Source organism: Malonomonas rubra DSM 5091 (genome assembly GCF_900142125.1).
Classification (GTDB): domain Bacteria; phylum Desulfobacterota; class Desulfuromonadia; order Desulfuromonadales; family Geopsychrobacteraceae; genus Malonomonas; species Malonomonas rubra.
Map to the genome: position 1 here is coordinate 45,623 of NZ_FQZT01000010.1, position 26,638 is coordinate 72,260.

The following is a 26,638-nucleotide window of genomic DNA, read 5'->3' on the forward strand; positions in this document are numbered from 1 at the left end:
AGTCACAACTCAAAAAAGCATTCAGGTCCAGGTTGTATCTAGGAAGCTATTGAAATCTATGAAGCCACCAAGCTCATCGAGGGTAGTGTAATCACTGAGCAGATATTCACCCCAAAGTTGATGAACATCTGCCACAGACAACACGTAGTCATCAAAATAATAGGCATTGAGCAGAGCTGCGACGAAATGTGCGCCAGGCGGATAGACAGAATAATCAGTTAAAAACAAAACCTCATACATGCTGGCATCGCCGAATAAGTTTCCAGCAAAACCATATGTTGCATCATGATACGGGGTGGATAAGGTGAAAGGAGCTGGCCACAAGACTTCCTTATCGTTTTTCCCTGCCATTCTGTTTTTCCAGGCACCAGGGCTTAAACCGAGGACACATTGATCATCCTCGTGCCCAGACAGGTTCCCGGATGTCAGTCCAGACAAACCGCAGCGTTCAGCCAAAACCGGTCGACTGAAGGCAGACAAAACAAGTGGCACCGAAACAACAGCACCTTTTTTCATAAAGGTACGACGATCAGAACCAGCCTCAATCTCTTCGCGAATTTCTTTATTCTCTTCCATCTCAAATCCCTTGGCCTTATAGAGCCTGTTCGGATATTTGCTGTATATTTAAAAGTATATAGCAAGAATAAGCTACAGTACAGTGCTTGTAGACGCAAATTTCATGCCGTACATTTTCAACACAGCACATCAAGTGCAACCCATTGATTTCCCTAAAAAGGGTCTAGGACTCTTGCTAATAAGAAACAGCCAACCATATAGCTGTAAAAAAAATCGACACCTCAATCACCTCTATTAACTGCCTTAATTTACAAGCCTATTCGCAAAAGGCGTGTAAAGAGGGTCTCCTACTAAAATCATCTGCCAGGACAAAAATGGCACGCTCAGGAAATATGCTTCTGCCAGGCTGTAATAGCCATCTGCCAATACGCGAAAAAACACTTCAGGTACGGGAAATGCCTGCACATAAGGCTCGCCTACAGGTCCAATGGTGGCGGCCACCCCTTCTTCCAGCATGCGCTTGCACCAGACCTGACTTTTCCCGGTTCGCAAGGTACTGCATTCACTGCTGGCAATGTGATAGCCAACCGCCCCTTTGCGCCACTGAAAAGCATCCACATATTGATGATGACTGTACCAGCCAGAATAAAGCGCTGCGTCTTTCGCTTCACCTGCCTGAAATAATCTCTGCTGATCATCAAGGACAACCGGCATCAGCTTCTTACTTTTTATAAAATCAGCCGTCAAATGAAGTGAGTTATCATAAAAAGCGTATCCCTTTAAACTCTTTCCGGGTTGAGGCTTTTTCCAGCGAGCATCAATATAAGCCTTCCCCTGCAAGCCTTCCTTTTCAACGGCGAGACTGTCATCGATTACGCGTTTGACGATATCGACCGTAGGAGCATCAAGCCGCGAGACAAAAAGAACTTCGTTTTTGCTTATGTCCAGCTGGCGATTTTTATAGCCGACAAAAAATGGGTTCGCTGTCCAGCCCTTCAAAGGATATTCATCAACCAAAACCAAAGTTAATTCAGAATCAACCGCCGCTCGATAATCTTTTTTCTTTATTCTTTTAATTTCAGCATCCAGTACAGACTGCTGAGATTTCAGGCTTTTCTGTTTCTCTGTTTCCTGCTTATCCAAAGCTTTCAGCTGTTCCGATATGGCTTTCCTTTGGCCCTGCAGTTCTTCAAGCTTCTTTTTTTCTGCAGAAGAAAGACGTGGCGGGTCAATACGCAACGGTATTCCACGAACCGTTACAAGACACTTGATCTCTTTATCACGCATCCTTTTTTGCAAAAATTTGCGAACAGGTTTGGCTATTTCAGAATTGTATCGATCACGATCAATAAAAATGCGATCCGTCGTAGCAATTTTTAAAAGGTTTTTTTTCGGGATGTTCCGCGCTTTCATGTAATAACGGGCAAGATCAACGCTGTCGTGATAGAGACCATTCGCCACAACAACAATTTCGCCTGGTTGCAACGCAAAACTGGGGGGAGAAAAGAAAAGAAAAGACCACGAAATCAAAACGCTGCATATAAGCTTCATCAGGACACCGAACGGATAAGATTGAAAAATAACGGCATAATAGATATCTTAACTGACAGTGCTATCAGGGTCTAACCTTTACAACATATTCCCTCACCCCAGATGGATTTCTTCTGTGCCAGACACGACAAATTCAAAAACACTAAGACTGATCGCTATCGGCGACCTGATGATGACAATCAAGCCGGGGGAACCCCAGCAACGCGGACTTGAGTCACTCTCTGCTGAAATCAGGGAGTTATTCAAATCAGCCGACATTGTCCTGGCAAACCTTGAATGCACAAGCCCCAGCGACAAAAAAGTCGCAACTGAACCCCGTGTCTTTGCAACAGAAGAACAAATACTCAGCTTGAAAAATACCGGGATCACACTTGTCAACCTTGGCAACAACCACTGCTTTGACGGCACGGACGAAGGTTTCCAGAAGACCATTCGACTGCTGCGAGAGCTTGGCTTGCCATATTTCGGCGCCGGGATAAATCTCGAAGAGGCAGAAAAGCCGATCATCATCAACAAAAACGGCATTCGCACTGCGTTCGTCTCTGTCGTTGACAAATCAAGTGGTATGTACCGCTTTGCCTCAGAAGAGACCAGCGGTGTCGCGTTGCTTAATAAAGACCGCCTGTGTCAGCAGATAAGTGAACTTAAAAAACAGGTCGACCAGATTGTCATTTCGCCACATTGGGGGGATGAGCGTTTTCGCTTTCCTTCCCCCCAGCAAAGGGAAGAAGCAAAAGCCTTTATTGATGCCGGCGCAACGATGATTTTCGGTCATCATCCTCATGTCATCCAAGGGCTTGAATATTACAACGATTGCCCCGTCGTCTATTCTCTTGGTAATTTCATGGCCAGTGATGTGTATTGGGAAAGTGGCGATGTTCTGACCTGGAATCGTTTTGAAAGAACAAGTGCGCTTATAATCTGTGAGTTTGATCAGGAAGGAGTGCAAAAACTGGAACAGCTTGCCATCTATGATGATGGTGAACTTATCCAGATTGACCGCTCAAAAGAAGGCAAATACTACCTGGAACGGGCTTATAATTCCCTGCAGAGGAAAACGCTGGAAAAGCATTATCGCAGGGAAAAGTTTCGCGTCAGAAAACTTCTCCCAATCATCAACAAGCTTCAGTGGCACGAGGTGAAACGGATCAGGCCTCAGCACCTGATTAAAGCCATCAAGCTTCTTACAGGGAAAATTTAGTTTTTGTCTCTTTTCCTTCTGCGCCGTTTACGATTTCTTGCCACATGCGGACGAATCATCACCCAACCCAATGCACCAACCCCCAAGGCACCAGCAGAAACAGTCGCAATAACTGCCAGCCAACGGTCATCGACAAGAGCTACTGATCCAAGCGAAGATGTCACGGGAAGAATCGGCAGCAAATCGATATCTGCAAATTCGACAGTCGCTGACCATGGTTTGTAGGCAGCAGGTCCAACCTGCTCAATACGCGGGTCATCGTTTGTCACCGATAATCGGCCCGAATGGTCATCTTCAATCTGGAATTGAAATTTGTAGCCCCCATGGTTCTCTCTCACGGGCAAGCTTTTTTCGACGTCTTTTTCGGAGGCATCCCATACGTTCTTCTGAAAAACAAAGCTTTGCGGCAGAGTTCCTCGCCCGACATTGATGAAATTGCGTTTTTTGTCACCAAGCACAACCAGATTGTTTTCAAAGATTCCGGTCTGGCTCGGGGCGAATCGCGGGTTTTCAGTTTCCTGCAGGATTCGACCCAGCCATTTTTGCGGACGAATGAAAAGGTTATGCGAAACCAAGCTGTTCTGTGTAGTCACCCAGGAGAGTTGAGCTTCCCCACCAACAAAAACATTGCCTTTCACCTGGATACTATCAGCTTCGTAAGCCGTTTCCGCAGGTCGGAAATATTTCAACCCTGTTGAGCCACCAATCTGGACCATTCGCGTTCCTGCGTTTTCAAAATAATTATTCTGCAACAGGATTAAACGGGAACCGCCTTTCATCTGAGCCCCGACAGCAGTTCGGTAGCCTTCCTTACCGACAATTGTCGAATTTTCAATGACACCATGATGGCATCCGACCATGTCAATCGCAGCGCCTCCCCAGCCCTCGAAGTGACTATTGCGAATAATAAAGTGGTCAACTCCGGACATTTTCAAGGCATCGTTGTTGCCTTTAGGGCCAGTATCAAGAACGGTGATATTGTCCAGAATGATATGGTGAGAAGGCTGGCCAATTTTACCGCCATCATCGATATTGATACCGTTCGTCGTAAAACCTTTAAAAGTTATATTTTTGAATTTGATATAAGAGGAATTGCTGACTTTGAGACCTTCTCCGCGGCCTTCAAAAATTGGTGGGTTGTCTGGGTCGGAGCCTTCGATAACGATAGGGGCATCAGGAAGACCATTAACATTCCGGAAAGCAAAACCACGATTATAATTTCCTGCTGGAATGATAACCGTTGTCCCGGGACGAATATTTCTGAGCACCTCGTTTAGTTCTGCACTGCCAGAAACATAAACGTGCGTTCCGTATTGTTCTTTTTCGAAGGTTACAACTTCTGCTTCTGAGAAAGACAAGAATCCAGACAAAGCCACTAAAACCATAACCATTTTTATGGTTTTCATACCTCCCCCAAAAAATCAGTTTGAAAATGGTTTATGGAGCTTTACTTTTTTATTATCAAGGATCTTTGTCTGAAGGCTCCTCATCTTTTTTTCCCAATGAGAACCAGTCCGCAATCCGCTATTGATTGCTTGCAAAGCTTTTTCACGATCTCCAACAAACCAAAGCAATTCAGCATAGTAATACCAAACCTTTCCACTTTTAGGCGCTTTTCTGAGAAAAGTTTGGTAGTCAGAAAGAGCTTTTTGATAAGAACCTAATGCAGCAAAGCATTCAGCACGGTATTTTAGAGTTGAGGGAAATTTTTTTCCTAAAGGATCATTTTTTAAAATCAAATTCAGATCTTTAATTGCTTCAGCATTCAGCCCTGCACGGCTATAAATTGCTGCTCTTTTATAATACATTCCAAGGTTAGAAGGTTGGGCTTTGATAGCTTCATTAATGTAAGAGATAGCCAGGAACTCTTTCCCTTCTTGCTTGCTCATTTTCTCAGCTAGCGAAGCAAGATTGTGAGCATATTGCTGACGGGTAATAGCATCAACCGGCGCAAATTGAGCCAACAGAAAAAAAACTATAACAACAATGAAGCTTTTATTTAACATCGCCATTCCAACATGCTTGAATGTTCACGCATAATCGAGGAGAAACCCGAATAACGCCACCCAGAACGCTTCACTCTGGCCTTAAATGCCTTGAAGATTTTTTTAAAGCGTATCTCAATTGTGATCGGCTTGGCAAACTTGAAAGCCTGCATGCTTTCAAGTTTGTTTACAGAATCCGTCACCCGCTGATAAATTTCATTTTCAGCAGAGCTTGGATGTTTGCTATAAGCGCAGGTTCTGCCGTAGGCGATTTTTGTTTCCACAGTTTCAACCCATGGCGCAAACTGTCGTGCCTCTGCACACCCCTTGTCATCGCTCGAAACAAAGATCAACGGCACTTCAAGTTCTCCTGCAACTGCCGCATCCAGTGCAATTTCACCAACTGGTTGCCCATTTGCACGGATCTCCGCGTATGCCCACGGACTGTACGTATGGGCCAGTACCGCATCCGGCGTTCCTTCCATGGCATGATAGCCGATCATCAAAACCCCGGCATAAGATTCATCCAGCAATGGAAAACGCCTGTCAAAACCTGCACCGAGAATTATTTCACAACGCGGTTCAAGCTTATCGAAAACCAGGTTGGAACCAACGCCGTGGTTATCCCAGACAATAACCTTTTCCGCCCCGCAATCGAAAAGAGCTCTCGCCGCTGCGTCCGCCTCACGGGTTGCCTGTTCACGGGCAAAAACCATGTCACGAGAATCGCTCAACGCTTTTCCCGGTTCTCCTACGACACAGGCGGGGCCATCGCAGTCTACGGCAATCATGAATTTCAAAGCTAAGCCTCCATTGGCCACGGACACACACAGACGTACACAGACATGATCTAAACCCTTAAAAGCCACTACACTCTTGTATATAGGTTTATAGATTTTGAAATCAGAGGCTTCGTCCAGCTCTTGTCCGTGTGTGTCTGTGGCAATAAACAGGTTTTTATGCTGTAAAATCTCTCTTGCTATACAGCTCTTCTGCAACCTTGCTGATGACCGGTCGATACTTCCCCGACTTAGCCGGTTTGATGTCATCTACAATCTCTACCTCAATCAGATCATCTCCCCCCAGACGTTTGGATGCCTGATCGCGGACCCTCTCTTCACCATCGTCTGGGAAGCGTTCATCAACGACAATTCGAAATCTCACTTCACCTATTTTATCCTGCACAACCTGGAACTTTACAATCCCCGGCACTGAACGGGCGATATAGATGAACGAATAACCGACTACCCACTTTCCTTCTTTGGTTACAACGAATTCGACAGCCCGGCCACCGCTAATTTTGATACTCGACAAGGTTCTGCCACAGGCACATGGTTCCTTCGACAGTGTGACAATATCACCTGTCCGGTAGCGGATAACCGGAAATGCAGGTCCGACGATATTGGTAACAACCAGCTCCCCTTCCCCATCGACAGGCTCAAGTGTTTCAGGATTGATCGTCTCAAGAATAAGCTGCTCATCCATGCAATGCATCGTTCCGTGCTCACATTCATGCCCAATCAAGCCTGCTTCACGCAAGCCGTAGGAGTCACAGACTGGAACACCGAACCCATCGGCAATCAATTGCCTATCAACTTCAGAAAGCATTTCGCTTGTTGTGATGATGACAGTCAAACCATTCGACTTGAGCTCTTTCAGGTTGATGCCCAGAGATTCAGCCATGGTCACCGTCAAAACAAAAGTACTTGGGTAGCCGAAGATGCACTTCGGTTTCCACTGCAGCCATTGTTCAAAATATCCCTTTAGCCTTGCAGGGGTAACTTCAAAACCATTGGTCAGGCCATCGTTAATCAACCAGTCACGGAAGCGTTTGATTTTGTCCTGCTTGTTCAACTCGATCGGCGATCCCCAGTAATAGAGCTCCTTTTCACCGCGACGTACACCCACCCATTCGTGACCACGCATGCGTGCAGCATTAATCTGGGCTTCCCGTGTTGACGAGGTATAAAACTCCAGCGCTTCGTTAGTTGACCCACTGGTGCGCACCATCTGCAGTCGCTTCCCCTCTTCGCGCCACACCATCTGCTCACGCTGACTGCGGATGATGTCTTTATCGAGTAATGGAAATTTCTTCAGGTCATCCAAGGATTGGATAAATTCCGGTGAGATCGAATTATCATCCATCAACTGCCGCCAATAGGGCGTATGATCACAGGCTGTACGAACGATTGACTGAAGACGCTCTAACTGCAATTGACGGATTTGTTCTTGGGGCAAACGCTCAGATCTGAGCAGTTCAGATAAAACCGAGAAGCTGTTGCGACCGAGAAGCTGCTCTTGCAGTTTGAAAATATTTCTGGCGATAAATGGAAGCATTTAAAACCTCTATTAAATTGCCACAGACACACACGGACAAGGGCTGGACAAAATCAAAGAACCAAAATCTTCAAAACAAAAAACATAAAAGTTCTTTTTTTAGGTTTTGTCTGTGTACGTCTGTGTGCGTCCGTGGCTAAAACCAATAAAAATTATTCAATCCTTGAACAAATTTCCTCGTCAAAGCCCTAACAGGCTTATTAATCGTGCACGGCGGTACGGCAACGGGCTTATAGCCATTTTCTTTTACTAATTTACCAAGTTCAGCAAAATTCCGTGTTGGATATTTGTCCCTGTTTTCATCCAGCCACTGGCAGAATTTCTCAAACCGGCGAGTCACAATTCTGTTCACCCTACCATCACGATACTGTTTATCTCGCACCTTGAACAGGCTGAAGCTATGAAGAATAACAACCGCATCGCCACCAGCATCGCAGATCATTTTGACGGCATCCCGGCATTCTTCAAAAGAGGATCCCATCAGGTCGACCGGCTTAGCGGGATAAAGTCCTGGAACATCCGGTTGCTGATACGCTGACAACGCCACTTCCAACACATCACCGTACCACTTCGAGCCGTTATAACGTTCCGTCTCCTGAAAACGGCACTGGCCACCGACATAGGGAAAGGTATAACTGCTGTCGATCCAAAGGCCGGCACGACTCATTGCCTCTAGCGTGGACTCTGAAGCGCCCATGTTTCCAGCCCGAAACGCTATCGGTCTCAGACCACTCCATTCTTGCAAAAGATCGGCGCCCTTGACCAACATTTCGGCCTGTCTCTCAACCGACAGATCAGCCATCTGGTCGGTCATCTGATACTCTTCACCCGCCTTGTATTGACTGTAGTGGATATGGTTCGGATGAATATGCAGCTGGACATCCTGCCCGCAGTCGATCAGGTGTTGGACAACCGGCTCAGTTTCTCCGGGATAACCGAGCTCGGCGTTGAAAGGTTCTGTGAAGAAAGTCGCTTTAACATTCGAACGATCAAGGATGTCACAGATCAGAGGAATGCCGAGTTGCTTATTTCCGTACTCTCCCATCATTCCCAGACGGGGTGGTACCGGCTTGAGGCTCGGATCATTCCAGGCCCCTCCCATGCTACATTCGACATCGAACGTTATAAAAACACCAGGTTTCATAAGACCTCTATTTGCCACAGACACACACGGACGAACACAGACTAAGAAACAAATCTTTTTATGACTGCTTTAGGAAAAGTAAAATTAATCAATAAGCCAATTGGAATATTTGTGGCTTTCAAATAATTCAACAATTGGGCTTCATGACTTTTATCAAGAACCTTAACCGATTTCAGTTCAAGCAGGACTTTTCCTTCAACTACAATATCAGCAAAATAGTCTCCGACAGAAAAACCTTTATAAGAAACAGGTATCGGAACCTGTGACTCAGCCTTCAAGCCACACTCTCTCAATTCATGCAGCAAAGCCTTTTCATAGACCTTTTCCAAAAAGCCATGCCCTAAAACCCTATTAACCTCATATATCGCACCATTGATACGGTACGTAATATCATCTATCCCCACAATCCCCCCATCATGGTCCAGACTTTGTCCGTGTGCGTCTGTGTGTGTCCGTGGCTAATTCACGATTTCATGCCCCCGCGCCCCGAGTTTTTTCAACATCTGCTTGAAGTCAACGAAGAAAGGTTTGGGATCAGCAAGCATAAACGAATCATCTTTGGTCCAGGGACCGCAGTTCCAAAGGATTGTCATGGCCGCTTTAATTTTGCCCAGATGACTCTGTCCTGGCGGCAGTTCATCACGGCGCAACTGGCCGAGAAACCAGTTGGCATCACCACCCAGGATGCGCGTCCGCAGTCCGAGGCGGTAATTTGTCCGGCGCATTCTCTCCGGCTCGAAATGGCTCTGCCAGAGATTAAAAGGAGCCTCAAAACCTGCCATCACAACTGTTGGTAGGCCACCACTGAAGCGCGGATTGATTTCCAGAAAAATATACTTACCGGTATCTGTATCGTAATGAAACTGCACCCCGGCGATACCCTGCCAATTTAAAGCCTTCAGCAGCTTAACCGTATCATCGATGACATCCTGATGATGGCAGCTGATTCGCTGCACGGTCACTCCTCCGGCCAGCGGCATGTGGTGCTCACCGATGTAATCCCCGGTCATGAACATTTCGCCGTCATGCATCAGTATCTGCACATGCTCCTCGGCACCCGGGTGGTATTCCTGCACCAGCACATTATCGGCAAAACTTTCGAACTGCTTATGCCAGTTCAAAAGCTCATCAAGATTCCGCGCATAGGCGGCTTTGACCGGAACTTTGCCTAACCCAGCGTTCTGCTTACGAGTGCGCAGCACCAAAGGATATTGCAGCGTTGACTCTGGCCCCTGCTCCATCAACTCATCCAGGCACATCCCTTTTGCCACCGGGATATTTAAATCAAGACATAGCTGATGAACGTAATCCTTATCGGTGGCCTTATCGAAACACTCGCGCGATGGAGAAAAGAGATGGATATCGGCAGCGTCAAGGCAGTCACGAAGTGTAATCAGGCCATTATGGAACCCTTCTGAAACAGGCATAATTGAGCCCACATCAAGCTTTTGTGCGAGGCCGATGATTTCATCGGCAAAGCCAGGCAGGCTCGGATTATTATCCAGCAGCCATGAACTGGTAGAATAACAACTGTGCGCCGACTGGCCGTGGATGGTGTTGGTTATGGCATGCACCTCTAGCCCGTTGCGAGCCAGGCTACGGACAACCCACAACCCAACCTGGGTATCCCCAACAATTGCCAGGACACGGCGGCTGCGGTCTTTCTGGATAAGCTTTGAATTAGTTGGTTTGACTTGTTTCATATCGCCTCATTATTTGCCACAGACACACACGGACCCACACAAACAAAAACCAGTTAATTTAATCGGCCATAGACAAAATCAGACGTAAGCTGGACATAAAAAAATGAATTTCAGGTTTTAAAACCAAACAAAAGCTTATTGTTTTGTCTCAAACAAAAGGATTTAGCTCTTATCCGGATTTGCCTGCATTTGTCGGTGGCTATACCAGATTTTGCCTTGTCCGTGTTCGTCTGTGTGGATCCGTGGCTAAATCAAAAGATTTTGAAATACCTTCTGCACCTCTTCCCCCACCTGTTCCCAACTGCGAACACCGCTATCGGCGATGACCTGCTCGGTAATCCATGATTTTTCCAGAACGTCGGCAACAGCTTCACGCAGCGGCTCAACCTGCTCTGGAGGCACGATGCGACCAACAGATTCTGGCAGAATATCCGGCACAGCACCAACATCGGTCGCAACAACGGGTGTTCCACTCGCTAACGCTTCAAGGACAGCATTCGGACAACCTTCCCGGTAGGACGCCAGCACGCTGACGTCAGCGGCCGAGAAGTACAAGGGAATTCTAGCATAAGGTTGCGGACCTGGGAGAATCAGGCGATCTTCAACGCCATTATCTCTGGCGATCCCCGTTAACTGCTCGGCACTCCCTCCTTGCGCAGCGCCACCAACGATCACCAGCTGAACATCTTCCGGCAATCCGGCAAGAGCTGCAATCATCTCGTGGTGCCCTTTGCGATGACCAAGATGAGCTACCGTCACGATCAGTCGTCGATCGGCGGGCAAACCAAGCTGCGCACGACACTCCTGCTTGTCACGCGGAGCAAAATGTTCCAGGTTGACGCCATTGCTGATGACATGCAAACGGTCTTTTGGGGCGCCCAACCTTAATGCTTCATCCGCCATGCGTGACGAGACACTGATCACTGCTGCGGCACCTTTCAGCGCCTCCGCGCATTGGTGGGCCTGGGAAGGCACCTTCAGGCATTCGTAGATTTTTCCCCGCAAAGTGATGGTATAAGGAATGCCCAATTCCTTCGCAAGCAGCGCCACGCCGACACCATCAGGCCAGATGAAATGGGCATCAAGTAAATCGGGTCGCGTATTTTCGCAATACTGCTGCAGCCAGCGCTTCAAGCCCCTGGCATAGAACCACGCATCAGAGTTCTTCAGCATTCCCGGCAGGTAGAAAAAACCAGGTCGATGAACGGTCAAGCCCTGCCAATCCTGAGCGACGTTAGCCCCCGAATACTTTTTCAACAGCGGAAACCAGGGAACGGGCGAACAGACTTCTAACTCTTCAAGCTGGGACAGTGCTTTCAAGCGCTGATAAACAAACATGCCCCAGTTAGGGTTTTGTTGGTTCGGAAAGCAGTATGAGAAAGAAAGAATTTTCAAAAACTAACCCTTTTGTTGGCCACAGACAAGGCAGACAAGAGCAGACGAAAAACATATGGTACAAACTACTAAAGCCAGTCTATCAGCCACAGACTCACACAGACCCACACGAACATAAAGATAAATTCGATGATTAAGGCCCTACCCCAAAAACCTGATTTTGACTTTGATTCTGCCAATATCAGAACTTATCAGATTTTCATCCTGTCAGATCCTGAAGTTATGTTCGCCTTTTTCTGAATTGTCGGTGGCTAAAAAAGAACTTGTCTGTGCCCGTCCGTGTGGGGCTGTGGCAAATCTCAAGTTTATTCACCATATTCATAGCACCCGGCATCTATTCGGCCATCATTGCGCAAATTCCCAAACAGGTCATCACCAAGATTAATGTGTGGCAACGGCTGGCTGAAATCCCTCGCCGGAGAATCTGCGCTGAGCCGAAAATCAAACTTTGCAGGTTGCTTGAAAAGATCAATCGATGCGTTTCTGAAACCAGGGGCAGCATAACTGTTATTGCTGATCAGGTCGCTCATCTCCTCAATCTCATCAACATTGTATTTCGTTTTGCCGACTGCAACGGCATCCTCAGCTTTGAAAGACAAAAGCTGCGCAAGCGTATCTTCCCTGGTATTGAAAAAGAGATTGTTTTTTATCACCGTCGAAGGCAGAGCTTTCTCCTGGAGAAACTCGATGGGAGTTCCTGATTGCGTTGCAATAATGTTATTGCGTATCTCGGTATAAAGGATATCGATCTTGCCGGTTGAATCGTTGAAATGGATACCGGGATGATGCAATGGCTTTTCATCACCATTGACGCTATTTTTCCCAACCCAGATCGTATTATTAATGATTCGGTTATTGAGAAAATCTCTTTTTTTAGCCGAAGAGCTTTTCCCCTTATAGGCATAAAAAACGATGCCCTGCTTGGCGTTATTGAAAATCAGGTTGTTCTTCAAGGTCGCTTCTGTTGCGCCATTGACAATCGAAATGCCCCCTCCGGTAAAATTCGAGTGACAAATATTCTTTTCGATGCGCAAAAGGTCCACCATACCATTGTGTTGAACACAAAAACGGCCATCAATTTTCTGTGCGGCCCGGTAAAAAATTGAATTTTCTATACTGATATCTGTATTGCTCGGCTGATCGTGCCTTGTTCCAAAATAGACTGCATGAGACAAGGTATCGTGAACAACAGAGTTTTCAATGCGAACACCGTGAACATTCTGCATGCCGCGAAAGCCAGTTTTCAGGTTTTTCGCCAGAACATTGCGAATAACCAACCCGTTTACCGGCCCCCAATCGTAATGAGTGGAGCCATTGGCATAAATCCCGTTGGCCACACCATTATTACCAGCATTGTCAAACCAGATACCATCAACAACGATCCCCTGAACACCTTTGAAGTCGAAACAGGCTGAATTTCTGCCGCTACCGCAGTTATCGAACAGAACCCGTTCGCCTGGATACGCCATCAGTACGATCGGGTGACTTTTAGTGGCAATCACATTTTTCAGCTTAATTTGATGGTGATAGGTGCCTTCCCGAAATAGCACCAGGTCTCCTGGCCGGATGGTCTTTTTCGCATCACTCCAAGTAGAACAGTTGCCCTCGAATACGCTCTCTTCAGCACAAACAACGATTATTCGATCCGGATGATAATTCTTCTTGGCAAGGAACAGGGAGAGATCCAGGTATTTAACCTTAACTGAAGCCGGGGTATTGACTGTCGGATCGCTATCATCGGCATCCGGCCCTTTGAGACCAACTTCACCGACCCCGTAACCGTCGCCGTCACGGTCGATAGAAAAATAGCTGTTTGCTGCAGCAGAAACTGGAAGAGAGAGAGCACAGACAAGCAGCAGGATGGTAAAACGACAGGACAAACGGAACATCAAACCCCTTCCCCCTTTTCAATAGCCACAATCCAGCATCAGGCAGCCGGTAATGAACGAACCTTATCCTGCTCTTCCGGCCAGAAATCACGCTTTGCTTGACGCAGATCGTATTCCATCTGCAGACCCAACCAGAAATCGGGGGTGGTGCCAAAAAATTTACCCAGCCGCAAAGCTGTGTTCGCAGTAATAGCACGACGCCCATGAACGATATCGTTTATCCTCCCCACCGGAACATTGATATCCCTGGAAAGCTTGTTCTGACTGACACCCAGTGGCTTCATAAATTCTTCCAGAAGAATTTCTCCGGGATAAATAAGTTCGAGTTGCTTACTCATATCTCGCTCCTTCCTGATGACCTAGGAATGATAATCGACAATCTCAACACTCGTCACTTCTCCCTCATTCCAGAAGAAGCAGATCCGCCATTGAGAATTGATACGAATACTGTACTGCCCTGCTCGATCACCTTTAAGCGTTTCCAGTCGATTTCCTGGGGGCACTCTCAAATCATTCAATTCGCTGGCTCTATGCAACATGAGCAATTTGCGTCGAGCAACCCGTTCAATAGCCTTAAAACGACGCACGGAAAAATCATCAAATAACTTTTCCGTATCTTTACAGCGAAATGATCTTATCATGCAAACACTTTATACTGTTTTTGGGAATACTTCAAAAAGAAAATCTGTGAGCTCAGATGTTAGCCACAGACAAAGGCGGACAAAATAAAACTCTAAGTACCGAGTTCCTTAGTGCTGAGGGCTTAGCTTTTAATCTGTCTTTGTCTGAATTTGTCGGTGGCTAAAGTCAAAAGCTGTCCACGGAAAGCGCGGAAAACGCTGAAAAGAACCAATTCCCAAAACTGTTCTCGACAGGATCAACAGGATTAAGTCTGATATTTAAATCTTGCACCCAAAACCTTCCTTGATTTGAGCCTGACTTCATCAGAATTTATCAGATTCTCATCCCATCATTTTTTAAAGGCCTTGTCAGCCTTTGTCTGATTTGTCGGTGGCTAAACTCAGCACTCAGCACTCAGCACTCAGCACTCAGCACTCAGCACTCAGCACTCAGCACTCAGCACTCAGCACTCAGCACTCAGCACTCAGCACTGCCTTATACCACTCAAGATACTGATCCACCATCCGCTCAACCCCGAAGTTCTGCTTCACAAAAAACTTACCTTTTTCTGCCAAGTCTTTCCGCATGATTTCGTCTTCGGCTATCCTTTGCATCGCGTCGGCAAGATCATCAGGCTTTTCAGCATCAACCAGCAAGACATGATCACCAACGGCATCGGGAATACCTCCGACTGCTGTTGCAACGACGGGCAAACCAGCAGTCATGGCTTCTAGGATCACCATCGGCAACCCTTCACTGCGGCTGGACAGAACAAAGCTATCTGCTGCGGAATAAAGCGCTGCCGTATCATCACGAAAACCGAGGAAGCGACAGTGCTGCTCAAGTTTTAGATCGACCAATTGTTGCTGCAGGTTTCGGCAGTAGTCGTTTTCTGTCAACGTTCCGGCAATTGCGACCAGAAAGTCGAGCCCTTTGTCACGCAGCTTTGAAGCGGCGGCCAGTAGATCTTCAAAACCTTTTTCCGGGCGAGGATTGCCGACAGCTAGGAACAAGTGTGTCGAATCTGTACAATCCAATTCATCCCGAACAAACTTTCTCTTCTCAGCACTCACAGCTACTTCGGGGACGCCATTGGCAATAACTTGGATCGGTTTTTTCCAGTCTAAATACTCGCGATGACGAACTGAGACCTTTTCCGACACAGCGGAAAGACCTTTTAAAAAGAAAGAAAAAAAACGATTGCGCTTCTGCAAAGAAGCAAACCCTTCGTACAACAAACCATGGGCCGTAAAGAGTAACGGCGAGCGACCGCTGAGCAGGTTACCCAAAGAGACATATGGCAGGCTGGCATAATCATGCATGTTAATAACTGAGGGTTGAAACTTTTTCAGTTCTTTTCGCAGACGTAAAATTGCAGAAAAATCTTTGCTGCCGTGACTTTCGAGCGAAAGGACAGGAACATTCTTTTCAGCCAAAAGATAAGCAAGTTCACCAAGACCCTGTAAACAAATAACCTGGACAGGGATTTTTCGATTGTGAAGTTCTGTCGCGAGATGAACCACTAAACGCTCCATGCCGCCAGGACGGAGTTCGGACAGTACGAGGGCAACCCGTAAAGCTTTTCTGTCACCTCTCGAATTCATAACGACAGTTTCGTATCCGCCAAATAATTATCAAAGGCACGCCGCAAACAAACCGGCAGCATAAGCAAAAGCCAAAGAATCTCCGTGTAAATCATGGTAATGGTCAATGCGCAGGTAAACAGGATCACGCAAGAAACAGTGATGGCAAAATAAAAGTGCATAAAATCATCAAGCTCATCTTTACCAATAGCTACAGCATCTTTGTAAGTTCGCCGTAAATTCGAGTACGATAGCCATACCAGCCAAGCAAAAAGTGAGAAACCGAGAATACCGGTCTCCGCCAGACATTTCACGTAAGTGCTGTGAGAATCCTTCCCTTCATACTCGGGAATATAAGAGCCTATATTCTGATACCAGTTACCGGGGCCAATACCTAAAGGATTGTTGATGAACATCTGTGTGCCAGCCTCCCACAAACGGAAGCGACTCCCTGCAGATTCATCCATCTCTGTTTGATCAACACTGATTGTTAATATACGGTCGATAAAAGTTTGGTCAGTGACAGAGACAACACCAATCATGCCGACAATCAGCAAAAGAACAATTTTTTTTCTGTGTTTCTGTGGAGCAAAAATGCAGGATATTATAGCGCCGGCGACCAATCCAACAAATGCCCCACGACTGCGGCAAAGGATAACAGCATTGACAGTAAAGGCGCCCGAAACTAAGCAAATTATCTTGCCATACCAGGGGCTTCTTAAAAACTGAATGGCAATAATGGGTAACATCGCCGCCATGAAGGCGGCAAAGAAATTTGCCTCGGCAAAATCAGCGCCACCGATCCCCTCCAAACGTCCTCTGGAAAAGGCACCGAAAGGTATGCTGTAGGCTTTCATCCCGAGAATTGTAGCCGCTCCCGCCAACACCCAGAACAACCCACTGAGTTTCTTATAGTCAGTGATGACGTGGGTCATCATCAGGGTGAAAATAACAATCTTGGTGAATTTAACCGTTGGGTGATCAGTTGCCCCATAGCGACCAACAGTTTCAGGAGAAATAAAGTGAGTCAGCCATAATGCCAGCAAGAAAAAAAGGAGATACCATTCTTGCCTGTAAAGAAGCGCTTCACCAAATTTCAACTTCTTGCGCTGAAGAATAATTCCAATCAAAGTTGCTACTGCCAAGGTAAAAGAAAAACGAAATCCCATTCTCGCAAAAGGTCTGCCATACCATTGATCAGCAGGATTTATGCAATAATCCGCAAGGTACCCGTAAATCCCTAGGTGCGGAAACAGTAAAGAACCAGCAGAAAAAATAAAAAAACAAGCTATGAAGAAGTATCCCTTTAAAGACATCACAGCCTACTGTATCTACTTCTCAAGCTCAAAATGGGCTTTTCAACTAAATAGTACGAAACCAATGCCGCTACAAAAACCAACAGAATATTCAGCGGGAAGCTGTTATAAATTAAATCAGATTTCCTATTTAAAAAAGGTTGCTGCCAAAGATATAAAGAGTAGCTCAAAGTCCCAATATAAACGAAAATTTTTGAGTTCAATATAGAATACGATATTCCATTTTTCAGTCTCGTTGCCCACTCAATCAATAAAGCTATACAAATATTCAGCAAGGTATAACCTATTGGATAGCTAAGAGATATAGATCCCCGAAAATAGTTCAAAAAGAAAACCAATATAACTAACAAAGGAACCAGCCACCCTCCAACACTCCTACCCCATAAACTAGGAGTTCCCCAGTAATATCTAATTCCAGCCAAGACGCAACCAGTTGCTAATGCGTCACACACCGTATGAAAAGTAGCCCCGATCCCTGGGAACTGAGATGGCATAAACTGCCACGTCAAAACCCTAATAACTGGGACTACAAGAATTACACCGCAAGCAAACAACAAACCTCTTTTATTCCCCAATAAAAGCAAAGTTAACGGCCATAGTAAATAAAACTGTTCCTCTACGGCCAGTGACCACAAATGACCAACCTGCCAACTACTATCGAAATAATAGTTAACCGTATAAGTGATGGAATAAATAAAATCAAGAGCAGTCAAGTCAAGCCAACCTAAATAGTCAGCAATAAAAATGCAGAATACATAAAAGTACAAAGCAGGAAAAATTCTTATAGTTCTCCTCATATAGAATTTTTTCAAAGATATTTGACCATACTTCTCGCGCTCTAAGAGAAGTAATGTTGTAATTAAATAGCCTGAAAGAACAAAAAATATTCTGACACCAAGGTTTCCAAGTCCAAACAAAGGTGCTATGAATTGAGGATAATAAAATCCAACAGTTCCTCTAGTGTGCGACAGTAAAACAAAAACAACTGCAATGCACCTAATACCATCTAAAGACGGAATCCTCATTATTTATTCCAACCTATACTCTCTAAAAGCCTCTGGACCTCTTCTCCAAACAACTTATACCCACTACCATTCAAATGAATACCGTCATTCGTAAAATTAGGCGAAAGCATTTTGTCCTGACCATAAACAAAGGAAGGAGTTTTCATATTATGTACATTTTTTTTGATCGATAGCGCATTCAACTGACTGTTAAATTCAAAAATATCAGAATTTTTCAATTTAATATCTCGCAAAGCACCTATTGGCAGTAAAGAGGCTACAACTACTTCAGACTCAGGGAACTTAGCTTTGACATCAGAAAGCAATTTTGAATATTCCCTTATAATATCAACAGCTTTAAAACCTCTAGCCAGATCATTAAAACCAATCATAATAAAAATGATTTTAGGTGAAACTCCAATAGAAGACTCTAAACGTGCCCTCACCCCACTGACAGTGTCTCTACCAATACCGCGATTGTAGACTCCTTTACTACCGATAAGCTCTTGCCATTCAGCACGATCAATATGGCTATCACCAATCATATATAACCCATTAGGATCAGGTTGCAACTGAGAGAAATGCCCAACCCTAGCTTGATAATAAAGGTCTCTATTTGGAGGCTTCTCATCAAGCAAATGTTTGATGAGAAATGAAAACAAAAGGCACCATCCGACAGCAGCAAAAACGATAAATATCTTCTTTAAGGGCAAATCAAACCTCTAAAAAATAGATTAATTGCTACATTCAAGTAACGGATCAATCATTATAGTACCTATCTTTCAGATGGGTATTCGCCCAGATAAATAACAATGGTCGCACCGGTGACGTTAACCAGGGTCTCCATTTTTTGTTGTTTGACATAAAAAACAAAACATTACTGTTAAACAACTTAAGAAACTTATTGAATTCCTTGAGGAGAAAGACCTTGAACTTCGAATATGGCTTCATACCCAAGTTCTTTAGAAAAAGATTGAAGCTCTCGTGAGCCTCGCTCGTTGAAGGCCACCAGAAAGGCGTATTTGAAGCTGTATCTTTTTTCCTAACCCCAAACAGCTCACGAGGCACACCCGCCCTTTCTCCCAAGCGCCGAGCTATCGGTCGGTCATAATCGGTGTTCAAAGTCCATGGCTTCATTTCCTCAAGTAGGCTGATCTTTTGTATTTCTGCGGCATGTCTGATTCCCCACCAAGGAACAAGCGTCATAAATAAACCGGTTACCAGGCGAAATTCACACATCATTTCTTCAAAATCTCCCACAGCCTCAGCTAGCCCTTGCTGCTTTCTTTCCCAGACGGTGTCACCATACCCTCCACTGAAAAACAAACTAAGTGGTTGCGGATATTCAAATATCGAAAGATTTCTTCCTCCTGACCCTCCAGAGCCAGCCCAAACAGTGACCTCATTTCTATACGCCTTAGGTTCTTGCCGGTAGGTTTGACATTGGACATTTAAATAAGTAGCTATCTTTTCACCAGAGTCAGACCCCCTCCACAGGCTTGATGAGTTGACAATAGAAAAAGTTTTTGTACAGCCTGCAGCTTGTGCAACAACAGTTGCCGCAACTGAATCATATCCGGAAGAAAGTCCTGCAATCATTTCAATGCCGTGACTACGTTTGGCAGACCTAGCATTGGCCCCCATGCGTTCAGCCGCTTCCAATAAATAAGTTTCATAGTCTTTATAGCTTTTTACAGAAGGGAATAAATCTGGTTTATCAACCAGTACCAACTGCCCTTCATTCCATACAATATTTTTGAAATATACAATATTGATATCTGTCCCGGACGAGGGGATCGATTCTTTATAAGAGTTCAAGCCTCTTGATTCAACAGTGAATAAATCTGAAACATAATTTGGATAATTTTCATCCAGACTAAGATCTGCAACCTTCAAAAGGCCTGGGAGGGAATTGCTAATATATATATGCCCATCTATTTCACAGTACCAAAGCCTATCAATACCTGTTGCAGAGCTTACAAATATCAGCTGTTCTCCTCTTCTTCGAACTCCCGACCCAAAAATCAAATCAGCCTTATCGAAATCTCCGCACTCAAAACCTCCGTCCCAAACAGCCTCAACAGCCCAATTTTCAGCAATTTCAACCAATGGTCCATGAAATAAATCAGCACATTGTGCAGAACGATTAACAACACACACCCAAGCTAACTTGGGCCAGTTTTTCTGCAAAACATAATTAATCGTAGTCATAGAAAAAACACGCTCTAGCAAGCCAGTTGACGTAAACATTTACCCGGGTTTCCTGCAATAATTGAATAGGGCTCAACATTCTGTCGAACGACGGCCCCGGAACCAATTATGCTGCCCTTGCCTAAAACAACATCAGGAAAGATAATTGCTCCAGCCCCAATCCAACAATCATCCTCAACGATGATAGGTCCCAATTTACGAATCATCGGCTTGACCTCAGGATGCTCATTGAGCCTCGACAAATCCGGATAACTGCTGGAAACAAACGTCACATATGGGGCGACAGCAACCCGTTCTCCGAAAGTCACCGCAGGTGGTTCTTTCGCCAGACCAAGCACCAATGCTCCGTAACCAATGCAAGTATCTTTACCAACAGGAATTCCAGACAAACGGAGCAAATGCGCTCTTAAATTTGCGTAAGGATTGTGTGCAGCCTTATTGCGCAAAACAGTCGCAGGATAGCACCACCAAAAAAGTTGATAGAAGGTCCACGCAGGTCCAGTGTTGATTAAATCACGGATTCTAAACCCAAAGGCTAGCATTGTTTTAAAAAAATCATTCCGCATGGCTCAACCTCTGAAACTAAACTTTGCAAAAAAACGGATGCGTAAATCGACTGGGACCAACAAGAACAAACCGAGAACAAACCATATCAATACAGCTAACAAAACTTGCAAGCTGAAAGTTGACCACTTCTCAGGAGGAAAATAGGTTACACCTAACCAGCAGAAAGTCGAAAACAGACCACTTGAGACGATAGACGGCAGCACAGCTGATTTTACAAACCCACTAAATGAAAGCCTTAATTTTTTAAACAGATACCAAGGCATCGCCACACTGGGAACCAACAATCTAGCAACAAGAGTACCTCCCGCAACACCTGCTATTCCCATATCTAAAACTGTTACAAAAAGTATCGACAACAAAAGATTAACAAAAGCCTCTACCACGGTTACTTTTGCTGTGTAAGCAACATACCCCAATGCAGATAAAACATTAACGCAGGGCTGTATAATTAATGTAGGAAATTTCGACAGAGCCAAAAGTGCCATTATTTCTGCTGCTGCAAAAACAGATTCTTTCCCGAACCCATCCTGAAACATCCACAGATCGATAAAAGATTTTGAGTAGAACACAAAACCAACATAAACTAACAATCCAAAGCAGAGAGTAACGCGCAATTGCCGGTAAAAGAGATGCCGCACTTCCCCCTCTGTACCGCCGGCTGCCGCACGCTGGATTGCCGGAAAAAATGTGTTCCCGATTATAACGATAAAAGTCGCTGAATAGTAGACCAGCATCGCCCCAACATTGTATTCGCGAACATCTGCAACTGCTAAAAAAATACCAACGATAACAAGGTCGCTCTGACCTATTATTTTAACAGCGGCATTGGTAAAAAATGAGGCGAGTCCGTACCCCAGCAATTCCTTTATGCGTTCTTGGGAAAAAAGAAAAGGAAAGGTTCTCAAATCTTGCTGAATTATTCCAGCAAAGATTCGATTCCCAAAAACTGCACAAATATTTCCTGCAATAATCGCAAGCACCAATCCCCAAAGTCCCCAGCCGACCTCAAGTGCATAGATAGTCCCGACCGTCCGCACCAATAGCACAACTAAGTCAACGCCACGAGCCAGGTCGAAACGATCGTGAGCTGCTAAAACACTTGAATAGATTGCAGCGATAGCAGCCAACCATACATTAACAACCATTAAAGGAAGAAGAATGCTAACCGTATCATAGTGCTCGGGAGGAACTCCCTCAAACATTGCAGGGAACAACCAACCGAGCCCTATACCAACCAGCAAAATCAGAACGCCCGCGAGGCTGAAAAAGCCGAAGCCTGCCCGAATGGTTTCGTCCACCCCAACAAGATCGTTTTTACCGAGATAAAGCGCAACATAGCGCCCAACACTGGCGCGCACACCAAGATCAAAGATCCCCATGTAACCAGTCAGAACATTCAAAAGACTCCATATCCCGTAAGAAATCGCATCAAGTTTACCAACTATGTATGGCGACAAAAAAAACATAACCAGCAAAGTCGCAGCATGACCTCCCCAGTTAAAGGCAAGATTTCGTAAGTGAGTACGGGCACTCATATATATTCAAAACCTCTATCCAACACAGATTTCGTCAAAATTGAAAATACAAAAAAGCGGATTTATTCGTATCTAAAGCTATCATCAGATAAATAATTAAAGTAGCCACTCCCGCGCTGACGGCAACCGGGAGCCTTATAAAACCAGCTAGCAACAAATCTTTCCATTTAACAGGCACAAAATGCGTAACCACCGACAGAGCTAACACACACGCAGAAAGTGCAGTCACTGGGAAGGCCTCTACCGACGAAGTAAACATCGACACGACATAATCGAACGCACTGGCAACATCATCACACCTGAAGAGTATTCGCGTTAAGGACACAATAGAAAAAACTTGGAAGACACGCAGGCCCAATAAGAATCCCCGGTACACATACGGAGGCTTATTGGCTTGCAATCTACGATTTTTAAAGAAATGCTCCAGTCCAACAAAGCTGCCATGAATAAGACCATAAACAACAAAATTCCAACCAGCCCCATGCCAAAGGCCCACGGCAACAAAAACGATCAATACCTTTATATATAGATTGCACCAACTCCAATCGGCTATAGCCCCATACAGATAATCTCTAAAAAATGAAGACATGGAGATGTGCCAACGTTGCCAGTAATTGGCAACACTTGTGGCAATGTACGGACGATTGAAGTTAATGGGCAAATCATACCCAAGCATTTTGCCTGTTCCCAAAGCAATATCTGTGTACCCGGACAAATCCATGTAAATCTGAAAACTAAAAGCAACAAGTGAAAAAACCAAAAAAGCAGAGGAGTATTCATGGGGTGTATTGAAAGCAGGATCAACGATTTGAACGGCGAGAATATCTGCAATTATGATTTTCTTAACCAGGCCGCTGACAACCAATACCAAGCCTTCAGACAGGTTCTTATTGTTGGCCTTTGCTGTCTGCTTGAGTTGTGGCAAAAAGTATGATGCCCTAACTATTGGGCCTGACAACAACTGAGGAAAGAAAGACATAAACAGTACAAAATCTTTAATTGACGAACTGCTTTTTATTCTTTCAGCATAGATATCGAGGGGATACGTGATGGCTTGGAACGTCATGAAGGAAATTCCAACCGGGAGAACGACCTGTATTATGAGCTGGTCACGCTCGAAAAAACTAAAACTTAATAACTGCAAAACTGAATCGATAAAAAAGTTCGCGTATTTAAAATAGAAAAGAATCGACAAACTTAGAAGCAATGCCGCCGAAACCGCTATTTTCTTTATCCTCTGACTGTTTGACCTGAGTATCACTGAACCACAAAAATAATTTATAGCAGTCAGCGACAACAGCAAGAAGGAAAACCTCCAGTCGATCGTCATATAAAAATAGTAACTGGCTAATATGAGGACCGTTTTCTTCTGTTCATTCCTATCTTCTACTAGAAGACATACGAAGAAAATGACGAGATAAAAAATAAAAAATGGAAATGATGTCAATGACATAAAAGCAACCAGATCCCACAGTGCAAAAAGTAGCTTTTTAGTATAAATCTGCTATCGTGAACTCAATTCATGAACTTTAAAGCAGTAAAAATTTTATCTGCGACATAATGTCTGCCATTTTCATTGAAGTGACTTCCACTTTCAAAAAACTTCTTTCCGCCTGGCATTTCTTTTGCTAAGTCAATCAAAGTCAGGTCATACTTTTGGGCAATCCGCCTGATTTGATCGTTAAATTCATCGCCTACGGCAATGAGATCATCACCATCAAAACAATAGTAGTAGTACAATGCGTCCTTCAAATACGATGATTGAACGTTGTCAGAAACATTGCTATATACACGCGCATTTGTCATTAATACCGGCTCTATACCTTCTGCCACAATATCCTGAACAAGCCTCTCATATTCTAAGCCATACTCACTCAAATCAATACTGGAAGGATTTAATAAACCAGGATTTCTGGTCTTCTGTTCCGTCAAAAAAGTCGTATTTTTCCGAATCATTTCTCTGGTCAATGCCCAGTCAGGCAAGCCCAAAGAAGGCAAAGCGCTTCGCTGCGATGCAGTGCTTAAGTTATCACGACATAATTTAGATATATTATTCATGCCGGTATAAATTACGATTGCAGATGGATTCTGAGGGAAGATTAGCCCCCGCGTTATCTTCCCAATGCTTTTTAAGTCGAGGCCCTCAATGCCACCATTAATTACGCTAACTGTTCCATGATGCACTTGATATAACCTATCTTGAAGCAACTGAGAAAGCATACTTTCATTGTTAGACGAAAAAGCTACGGTGGAAGATCCAACAATCGCAATTCTCAATTCATCATTCCTCAATATCGAATCAATTTCTGGGCTTCTCAAACCAAGAGAATTTGTAGAAAAAACGATATTTCCCGTGTCATCATACCTTTCCAGCAAAGGGCGATAAGTCTTGGCCCCTACGTTTTCATTGTAAACAACTGTGCTTTCGCTGAAAGCACGGTTAAAGACACTTCTTCCATGTTTAATTTGGCTTCTTAATTGCAAAAAAAGTTCTCCGCAAATAAGAAAAAGAACTGTAAGGGCTATAAAGAGAACGACCTTTTTTTTAACCCCTTCTTGACTGCCATCATCACTACCCTGAAATTTAATTTTCTCAATTTCAGAAAACGTCAAAGACTCCCAATTTTCTGGCAGGAAACCCAAGAATTTTTCAATAGCAACCGATGCTACAACATACGACAGGGAGTCTCCACCTAGACTTATAAAACTATCTGAAGGCCTAACATCATCTGTGTTAAACACACCTTTAATGATTTCAACAAGATTTTCACTTGCGTCATTTTCATTCGCAGAAATAGGATCATTGAAAATTTGTCTATTCTCAAAGTTTTCCGATAGGATCTTTCTCTTTATTTTGCCAGTATCTGTTGACGGAAGATGGTCGACAATTTCGAAATGCAGAGCAGTCCCAGCCTGAACGTTAATGTTATTCAAGACATCTTTGACTTGGTTCTTAACGTCTAGGACATGCTCTCCCAAATGGGATTCAATAGCGACAAGGATCCCTTCACCCCGTAATTGGTCTTTTACCTTCGCAACAGCAATCCCTTTATTGATACTTGTTCTCTTACGAATCTCTCGTTCTACATATTCTGGAAAGATTTTGATCCCACCGCAGTTGATAACATCATCAGATCGTCCTTGAAAGTAGAGATACCCATCCTTTAGGTATCCTCTGTCGTTAGTTGTAAGCCAACCCTCTTCATCAACGAGAGAGACCAGCCCCCTGTCAGTGAGTTTTTGCCTAGCGACATGGGCTCCTTTGATCTTGATATTACCCTCTGTACTTATTCCTATTTCAACAGAGCCCAAAGCCATTCCGACGGATTCTAATGCCTCTCCGCTGGTCTCAGAGATATCCAGAAATGAACTCCTAGATGCCTCAGTCAAACCATAATGCTGAACAATTTTGGCGTTCGGAAAAAGTACCTTCATCCGCTCTTTTTCCGAACGTGACATATATTGGCTGCCAATTTCTATCCAAAGAACCTTTTCTCCCAAAGTTCCTATTAATTTGTCTTGGTCTAAAACGAGCCGGCACAATGTTGGGACCATAGAAATTGCATTTATCTTATCTGCCCCTAAAAGATTCGCAATTTCCAAGAGATCAAAGCCCTTATGGGGGATATATGCTCTTCCTCCTACCGCCAAACAAGACCTTACACGTCCAAAACCAAAAGAGTGATAGACTGGCACGCCAATATACTCGGAGATTCTCTCGTCAAGGCCCATCACATTTTTCAATCTATCTACTACATCACGTAAATTTGCGTGTGTCAGGACTATTCCTTTAGGTTTACCCGTAGTCCCGGATGTAAATGATATTTGGGCAATCCCCTCTCCACCATCAAACACATCCGCGCTATCTAGCCACCCTCCTTCAGAACCCGGTTCGACGATACGAACAAAATCAAGGCCATCGAAGTTGCCTTCACTGTCCAGGCTAGAATCCTTCAACGGAACAACGACCTCATTATTTCTGTAGGCGCTGAATACCTCATGTATGTAATTTTTAGAATTGTGAGCGACAATGCCCACAACATTTATTTCATCGCTCATTACAACAATCCGTATCTAATA

At 44.6% G+C, this 26,638-nt stretch carries 23 protein-coding genes; 1 reads left to right on the forward strand and 22 read right to left on the reverse strand.

Annotated elements, in window-relative coordinates; all coding sequences use genetic code 11:
• Positions 1 to 21 precede the first annotated feature (21 nt).
• Positions 22 to 576 (reverse strand): hypothetical protein, encoded by a 555-nt coding sequence (locus tag BUB13_RS13140; RefSeq protein WP_072909227.1) that lies wholly within the window; start codon positions 574 to 576, stop codon positions 22 to 24.
• 243 nt (positions 577 to 819) lie between these two features.
• Positions 820 to 2,067 (reverse strand): TIGR03790 family protein, encoded by a 1,248-nt coding sequence (locus BUB13_RS13145; RefSeq protein ID WP_084092096.1) that lies wholly within the window; start codon positions 2,065 to 2,067, stop codon positions 820 to 822.
• 115 nt (positions 2,068 to 2,182) lie between these two features.
• Between BUB13_RS13145 and BUB13_RS13150 the strand changes: the two genes are divergently transcribed.
• The gene (locus BUB13_RS13150; protein WP_084092098.1) at positions 2,183 to 3,268 is read left to right on the forward strand and encodes a CapA family protein; all 1,086 of its coding nucleotides are present in this window, start codon (positions 2,183 to 2,185) and stop codon (positions 3,266 to 3,268) included.
• On the opposite strand, the gene BUB13_RS13155 is transcribed toward BUB13_RS13150, so the two are convergent.
• The 20 genes from BUB13_RS13155 to BUB13_RS13250 all read right to left on the reverse strand — a co-directional run bounded on the left by BUB13_RS13155 (position 3,265) and on the right by BUB13_RS13250 (position 26,617).
• Entirely contained in the window at positions 3,265 to 4,674 is a 1,410-nt protein-coding gene (locus tag BUB13_RS13155; protein ID WP_072909229.1) for a right-handed parallel beta-helix repeat-containing protein, read from the reverse strand. The genes BUB13_RS13150 and BUB13_RS13155 overlap by 4 nt on opposite strands.
• Before the next feature lie 15 nt (positions 4,675 to 4,689).
• Positions 4,690 to 5,280, reverse strand: coding sequence for a tetratricopeptide repeat protein (locus tag BUB13_RS13160; RefSeq protein ID WP_072909230.1), 591 nt, complete (start codon positions 5,278 to 5,280; stop codon positions 4,690 to 4,692).
• Positions 5,268 to 6,044: a M55 family metallopeptidase gene (locus BUB13_RS13165; RefSeq protein WP_244151880.1), complete on the reverse strand. Its 777-nt coding sequence runs from the start codon at positions 6,042 to 6,044 to the stop codon at positions 5,268 to 5,270. The genes BUB13_RS13160 and BUB13_RS13165 overlap by 13 nt, the downstream gene beginning before the upstream one ends.
• Before the next feature lie 166 nt (positions 6,045 to 6,210).
• Positions 6,211 to 7,590: a phenylacetate--CoA ligase family protein gene (locus tag BUB13_RS13170; RefSeq protein WP_072909232.1), complete on the reverse strand. Its 1,380-nt coding sequence runs from the start codon at positions 7,588 to 7,590 to the stop codon at positions 6,211 to 6,213.
• A gap of 136 nt (positions 7,591 to 7,726) precedes the next feature.
• Positions 7,727 to 8,734 carry a polysaccharide deacetylase family protein gene (locus BUB13_RS13175; protein WP_072909233.1) on the reverse strand — a complete coding sequence of 336 codons (1,008 nt, stop codon included), beginning with the start codon at positions 8,732 to 8,734 and terminating at the stop codon, positions 7,727 to 7,729.
• A gap of 41 nt (positions 8,735 to 8,775) precedes the next feature.
• On the reverse strand, positions 8,776 to 9,138 hold the full coding sequence (locus BUB13_RS13180) for a GxxExxY protein (RefSeq protein WP_208610174.1): 363 nt from the start codon (positions 9,136 to 9,138) through the stop codon (positions 8,776 to 8,778).
• A gap of 54 nt (positions 9,139 to 9,192) precedes the next feature.
• Positions 9,193 to 10,437 (reverse strand): carboxylate--amine ligase, encoded by a 1,245-nt coding sequence (locus tag BUB13_RS13185; RefSeq protein ID WP_072909235.1) that lies wholly within the window; start codon positions 10,435 to 10,437, stop codon positions 9,193 to 9,195.
• A gap of 246 nt (positions 10,438 to 10,683) precedes the next feature.
• A complete protein-coding gene (locus BUB13_RS13190; protein WP_244151875.1) occupies positions 10,684 to 11,694 on the reverse strand; it encodes a glycosyltransferase in 1,011 nt (336 codons plus the stop codon).
• 443 nt (positions 11,695 to 12,137) lie between these two features.
• Positions 12,138 to 13,721: a right-handed parallel beta-helix repeat-containing protein gene (locus tag BUB13_RS13195; RefSeq protein ID WP_072909237.1), complete on the reverse strand. Its 1,584-nt coding sequence runs from the start codon at positions 13,719 to 13,721 to the stop codon at positions 12,138 to 12,140.
• Positions 13,722 to 13,759: 38 nt separating this feature from the next.
• Positions 13,760 to 14,059, reverse strand: coding sequence for a HigA family addiction module antitoxin (locus tag BUB13_RS13200; protein ID WP_072909238.1), 300 nt, complete (start codon positions 14,057 to 14,059; stop codon positions 13,760 to 13,762).
• A 21-nt stretch (positions 14,060 to 14,080) separates the two neighbouring features.
• Positions 14,081 to 14,362, reverse strand: coding sequence for a type II toxin-antitoxin system RelE/ParE family toxin (locus tag BUB13_RS13205; RefSeq protein WP_072909239.1), 282 nt, complete (start codon positions 14,360 to 14,362; stop codon positions 14,081 to 14,083).
• 450 nt (positions 14,363 to 14,812) lie between these two features.
• Positions 14,813 to 15,946, reverse strand: coding sequence for a glycosyltransferase (locus tag BUB13_RS13210; RefSeq protein WP_072909240.1), 1,134 nt, complete (start codon positions 15,944 to 15,946; stop codon positions 14,813 to 14,815).
• Complete coding sequence (locus BUB13_RS13215; RefSeq protein ID WP_084092102.1) at positions 15,943 to 17,241, reverse strand: O-antigen ligase family protein; 1,299 nt, start codon at positions 17,239 to 17,241, stop codon at positions 15,943 to 15,945. The genes BUB13_RS13210 and BUB13_RS13215 overlap by 4 nt, the downstream gene beginning before the upstream one ends.
• Positions 17,241 to 18,266: an acyltransferase family protein gene (locus BUB13_RS13220; protein WP_072909242.1), complete on the reverse strand. Its 1,026-nt coding sequence runs from the start codon at positions 18,264 to 18,266 to the stop codon at positions 17,241 to 17,243. The genes BUB13_RS13215 and BUB13_RS13220 overlap by 1 nt, the downstream gene beginning before the upstream one ends.
• On the reverse strand, positions 18,266 to 18,958 hold the full coding sequence (locus BUB13_RS13225; RefSeq protein ID WP_072909243.1) for a GDSL-type esterase/lipase family protein: 693 nt from the start codon (positions 18,956 to 18,958) through the stop codon (positions 18,266 to 18,268). The genes BUB13_RS13220 and BUB13_RS13225 overlap by 1 nt, the downstream gene beginning before the upstream one ends.
• A 46-nt stretch (positions 18,959 to 19,004) precedes the next feature.
• Complete coding sequence (locus tag BUB13_RS13230) at positions 19,005 to 20,495, reverse strand: hypothetical protein (RefSeq protein ID WP_244151876.1); 1,491 nt, start codon at positions 20,493 to 20,495, stop codon at positions 19,005 to 19,007.
• The gene (locus tag BUB13_RS13235; RefSeq protein WP_072909244.1) at positions 20,471 to 21,022 is read right to left on the reverse strand and encodes an acyltransferase; all 552 of its coding nucleotides are present in this window, start codon (positions 21,020 to 21,022) and stop codon (positions 20,471 to 20,473) included. Before BUB13_RS13235 ends, BUB13_RS13230 begins: the two co-directional genes overlap by 25 nt.
• A 3-nt stretch (positions 21,023 to 21,025) precedes the next feature.
• Positions 21,026 to 22,558 (reverse strand): oligosaccharide flippase family protein, encoded by a 1,533-nt coding sequence (locus BUB13_RS13240; RefSeq protein WP_208610175.1) that lies wholly within the window; start codon positions 22,556 to 22,558, stop codon positions 21,026 to 21,028.
• 34 nt (positions 22,559 to 22,592) lie between these two features.
• Entirely contained in the window at positions 22,593 to 24,059 is a 1,467-nt protein-coding gene (locus BUB13_RS13245; RefSeq protein WP_341860478.1) for an MBOAT family O-acyltransferase, read from the reverse strand.
• Positions 24,060 to 24,073: 14 nt separating this feature from the next.
• Positions 24,074 to 26,617, reverse strand: a complete 2,544-nt coding sequence (locus BUB13_RS13250; protein WP_072909246.1) for an AMP-binding protein — start codon at positions 26,615 to 26,617, stop codon at positions 24,074 to 24,076.
• Positions 26,618 to 26,638: the final 21 nt, after the last annotated feature.

Coding starts and splice junctions, on each gene's coding strand:
- BUB13_RS13140 (WP_072909227.1), bottom strand. CDS start 576: ATGGAAGAGAATAAAGAAATTCGCGAAGAGATTGAGGCTGGTTCTGAT.
- BUB13_RS13145 (WP_084092096.1), bottom strand. CDS start 2,067: ATGAAGCTTATATGCAGCGTTTTGATTTCGTGGTCTTTTCTTTTCTTT.
- BUB13_RS13155 (WP_072909229.1), bottom strand. CDS start 4,674: ATGAAAACCATAAAAATGGTTATGGTTTTAGTGGCTTTGTCTGGATTC.
- BUB13_RS13160 (WP_072909230.1), bottom strand. CDS start 5,280: ATGGCGATGTTAAATAAAAGCTTCATTGTTGTTATAGTTTTTTTTCTG.
- BUB13_RS13165 (WP_244151880.1), bottom strand. CDS start 6,044: ATGATTGCCGTAGACTGCGATGGCCCCGCCTGTGTCGTAGGAGAACCG.
- BUB13_RS13170 (WP_072909232.1), bottom strand. CDS start 7,590: ATGCTTCCATTTATCGCCAGAAATATTTTCAAACTGCAAGAGCAGCTT.
- BUB13_RS13175 (WP_072909233.1), bottom strand. CDS start 8,734: ATGAAACCTGGTGTTTTTATAACGTTCGATGTCGAATGTAGCATGGGA.
- BUB13_RS13185 (WP_072909235.1), bottom strand. CDS start 10,437: ATGAAACAAGTCAAACCAACTAATTCAAAGCTTATCCAGAAAGACCGC.
- BUB13_RS13195 (WP_072909237.1), bottom strand. CDS start 13,721: ATGTTCCGTTTGTCCTGTCGTTTTACCATCCTGCTGCTTGTCTGTGCT.
- BUB13_RS13200 (WP_072909238.1), bottom strand. CDS start 14,059: ATGAGTAAGCAACTCGAACTTATTTATCCCGGAGAAATTCTTCTGGAA.
- BUB13_RS13205 (WP_072909239.1), bottom strand. CDS start 14,362: ATGATAAGATCATTTCGCTGTAAAGATACGGAAAAGTTATTTGATGAT.
- BUB13_RS13210 (WP_072909240.1), bottom strand. CDS start 15,946: ATGAATTCGAGAGGTGACAGAAAAGCTTTACGGGTTGCCCTCGTACTG.
- BUB13_RS13215 (WP_084092102.1), bottom strand. CDS start 17,241: ATGTCTTTAAAGGGATACTTCTTCATAGCTTGTTTTTTTATTTTTTCT.
- BUB13_RS13220 (WP_072909242.1), bottom strand. CDS start 18,266: ATGAGGATTCCGTCTTTAGATGGTATTAGGTGCATTGCAGTTGTTTTT.
- BUB13_RS13230 (WP_244151876.1), bottom strand. CDS start 20,495: ATGTTTACGTCAACTGGCTTGCTAGAGCGTGTTTTTTCTATGACTACG.
- BUB13_RS13235 (WP_072909244.1), bottom strand. CDS start 21,022: ATGCGGAATGATTTTTTTAAAACAATGCTAGCCTTTGGGTTTAGAATC.
- BUB13_RS13240 (WP_208610175.1), bottom strand. CDS start 22,558: ATGAGTGCCCGTACTCACTTACGAAATCTTGCCTTTAACTGGGGAGGT.
- BUB13_RS13250 (WP_072909246.1), bottom strand. CDS start 26,617: ATGAGCGATGAAATAAATGTTGTGGGCATTGTCGCTCACAATTCTAAA.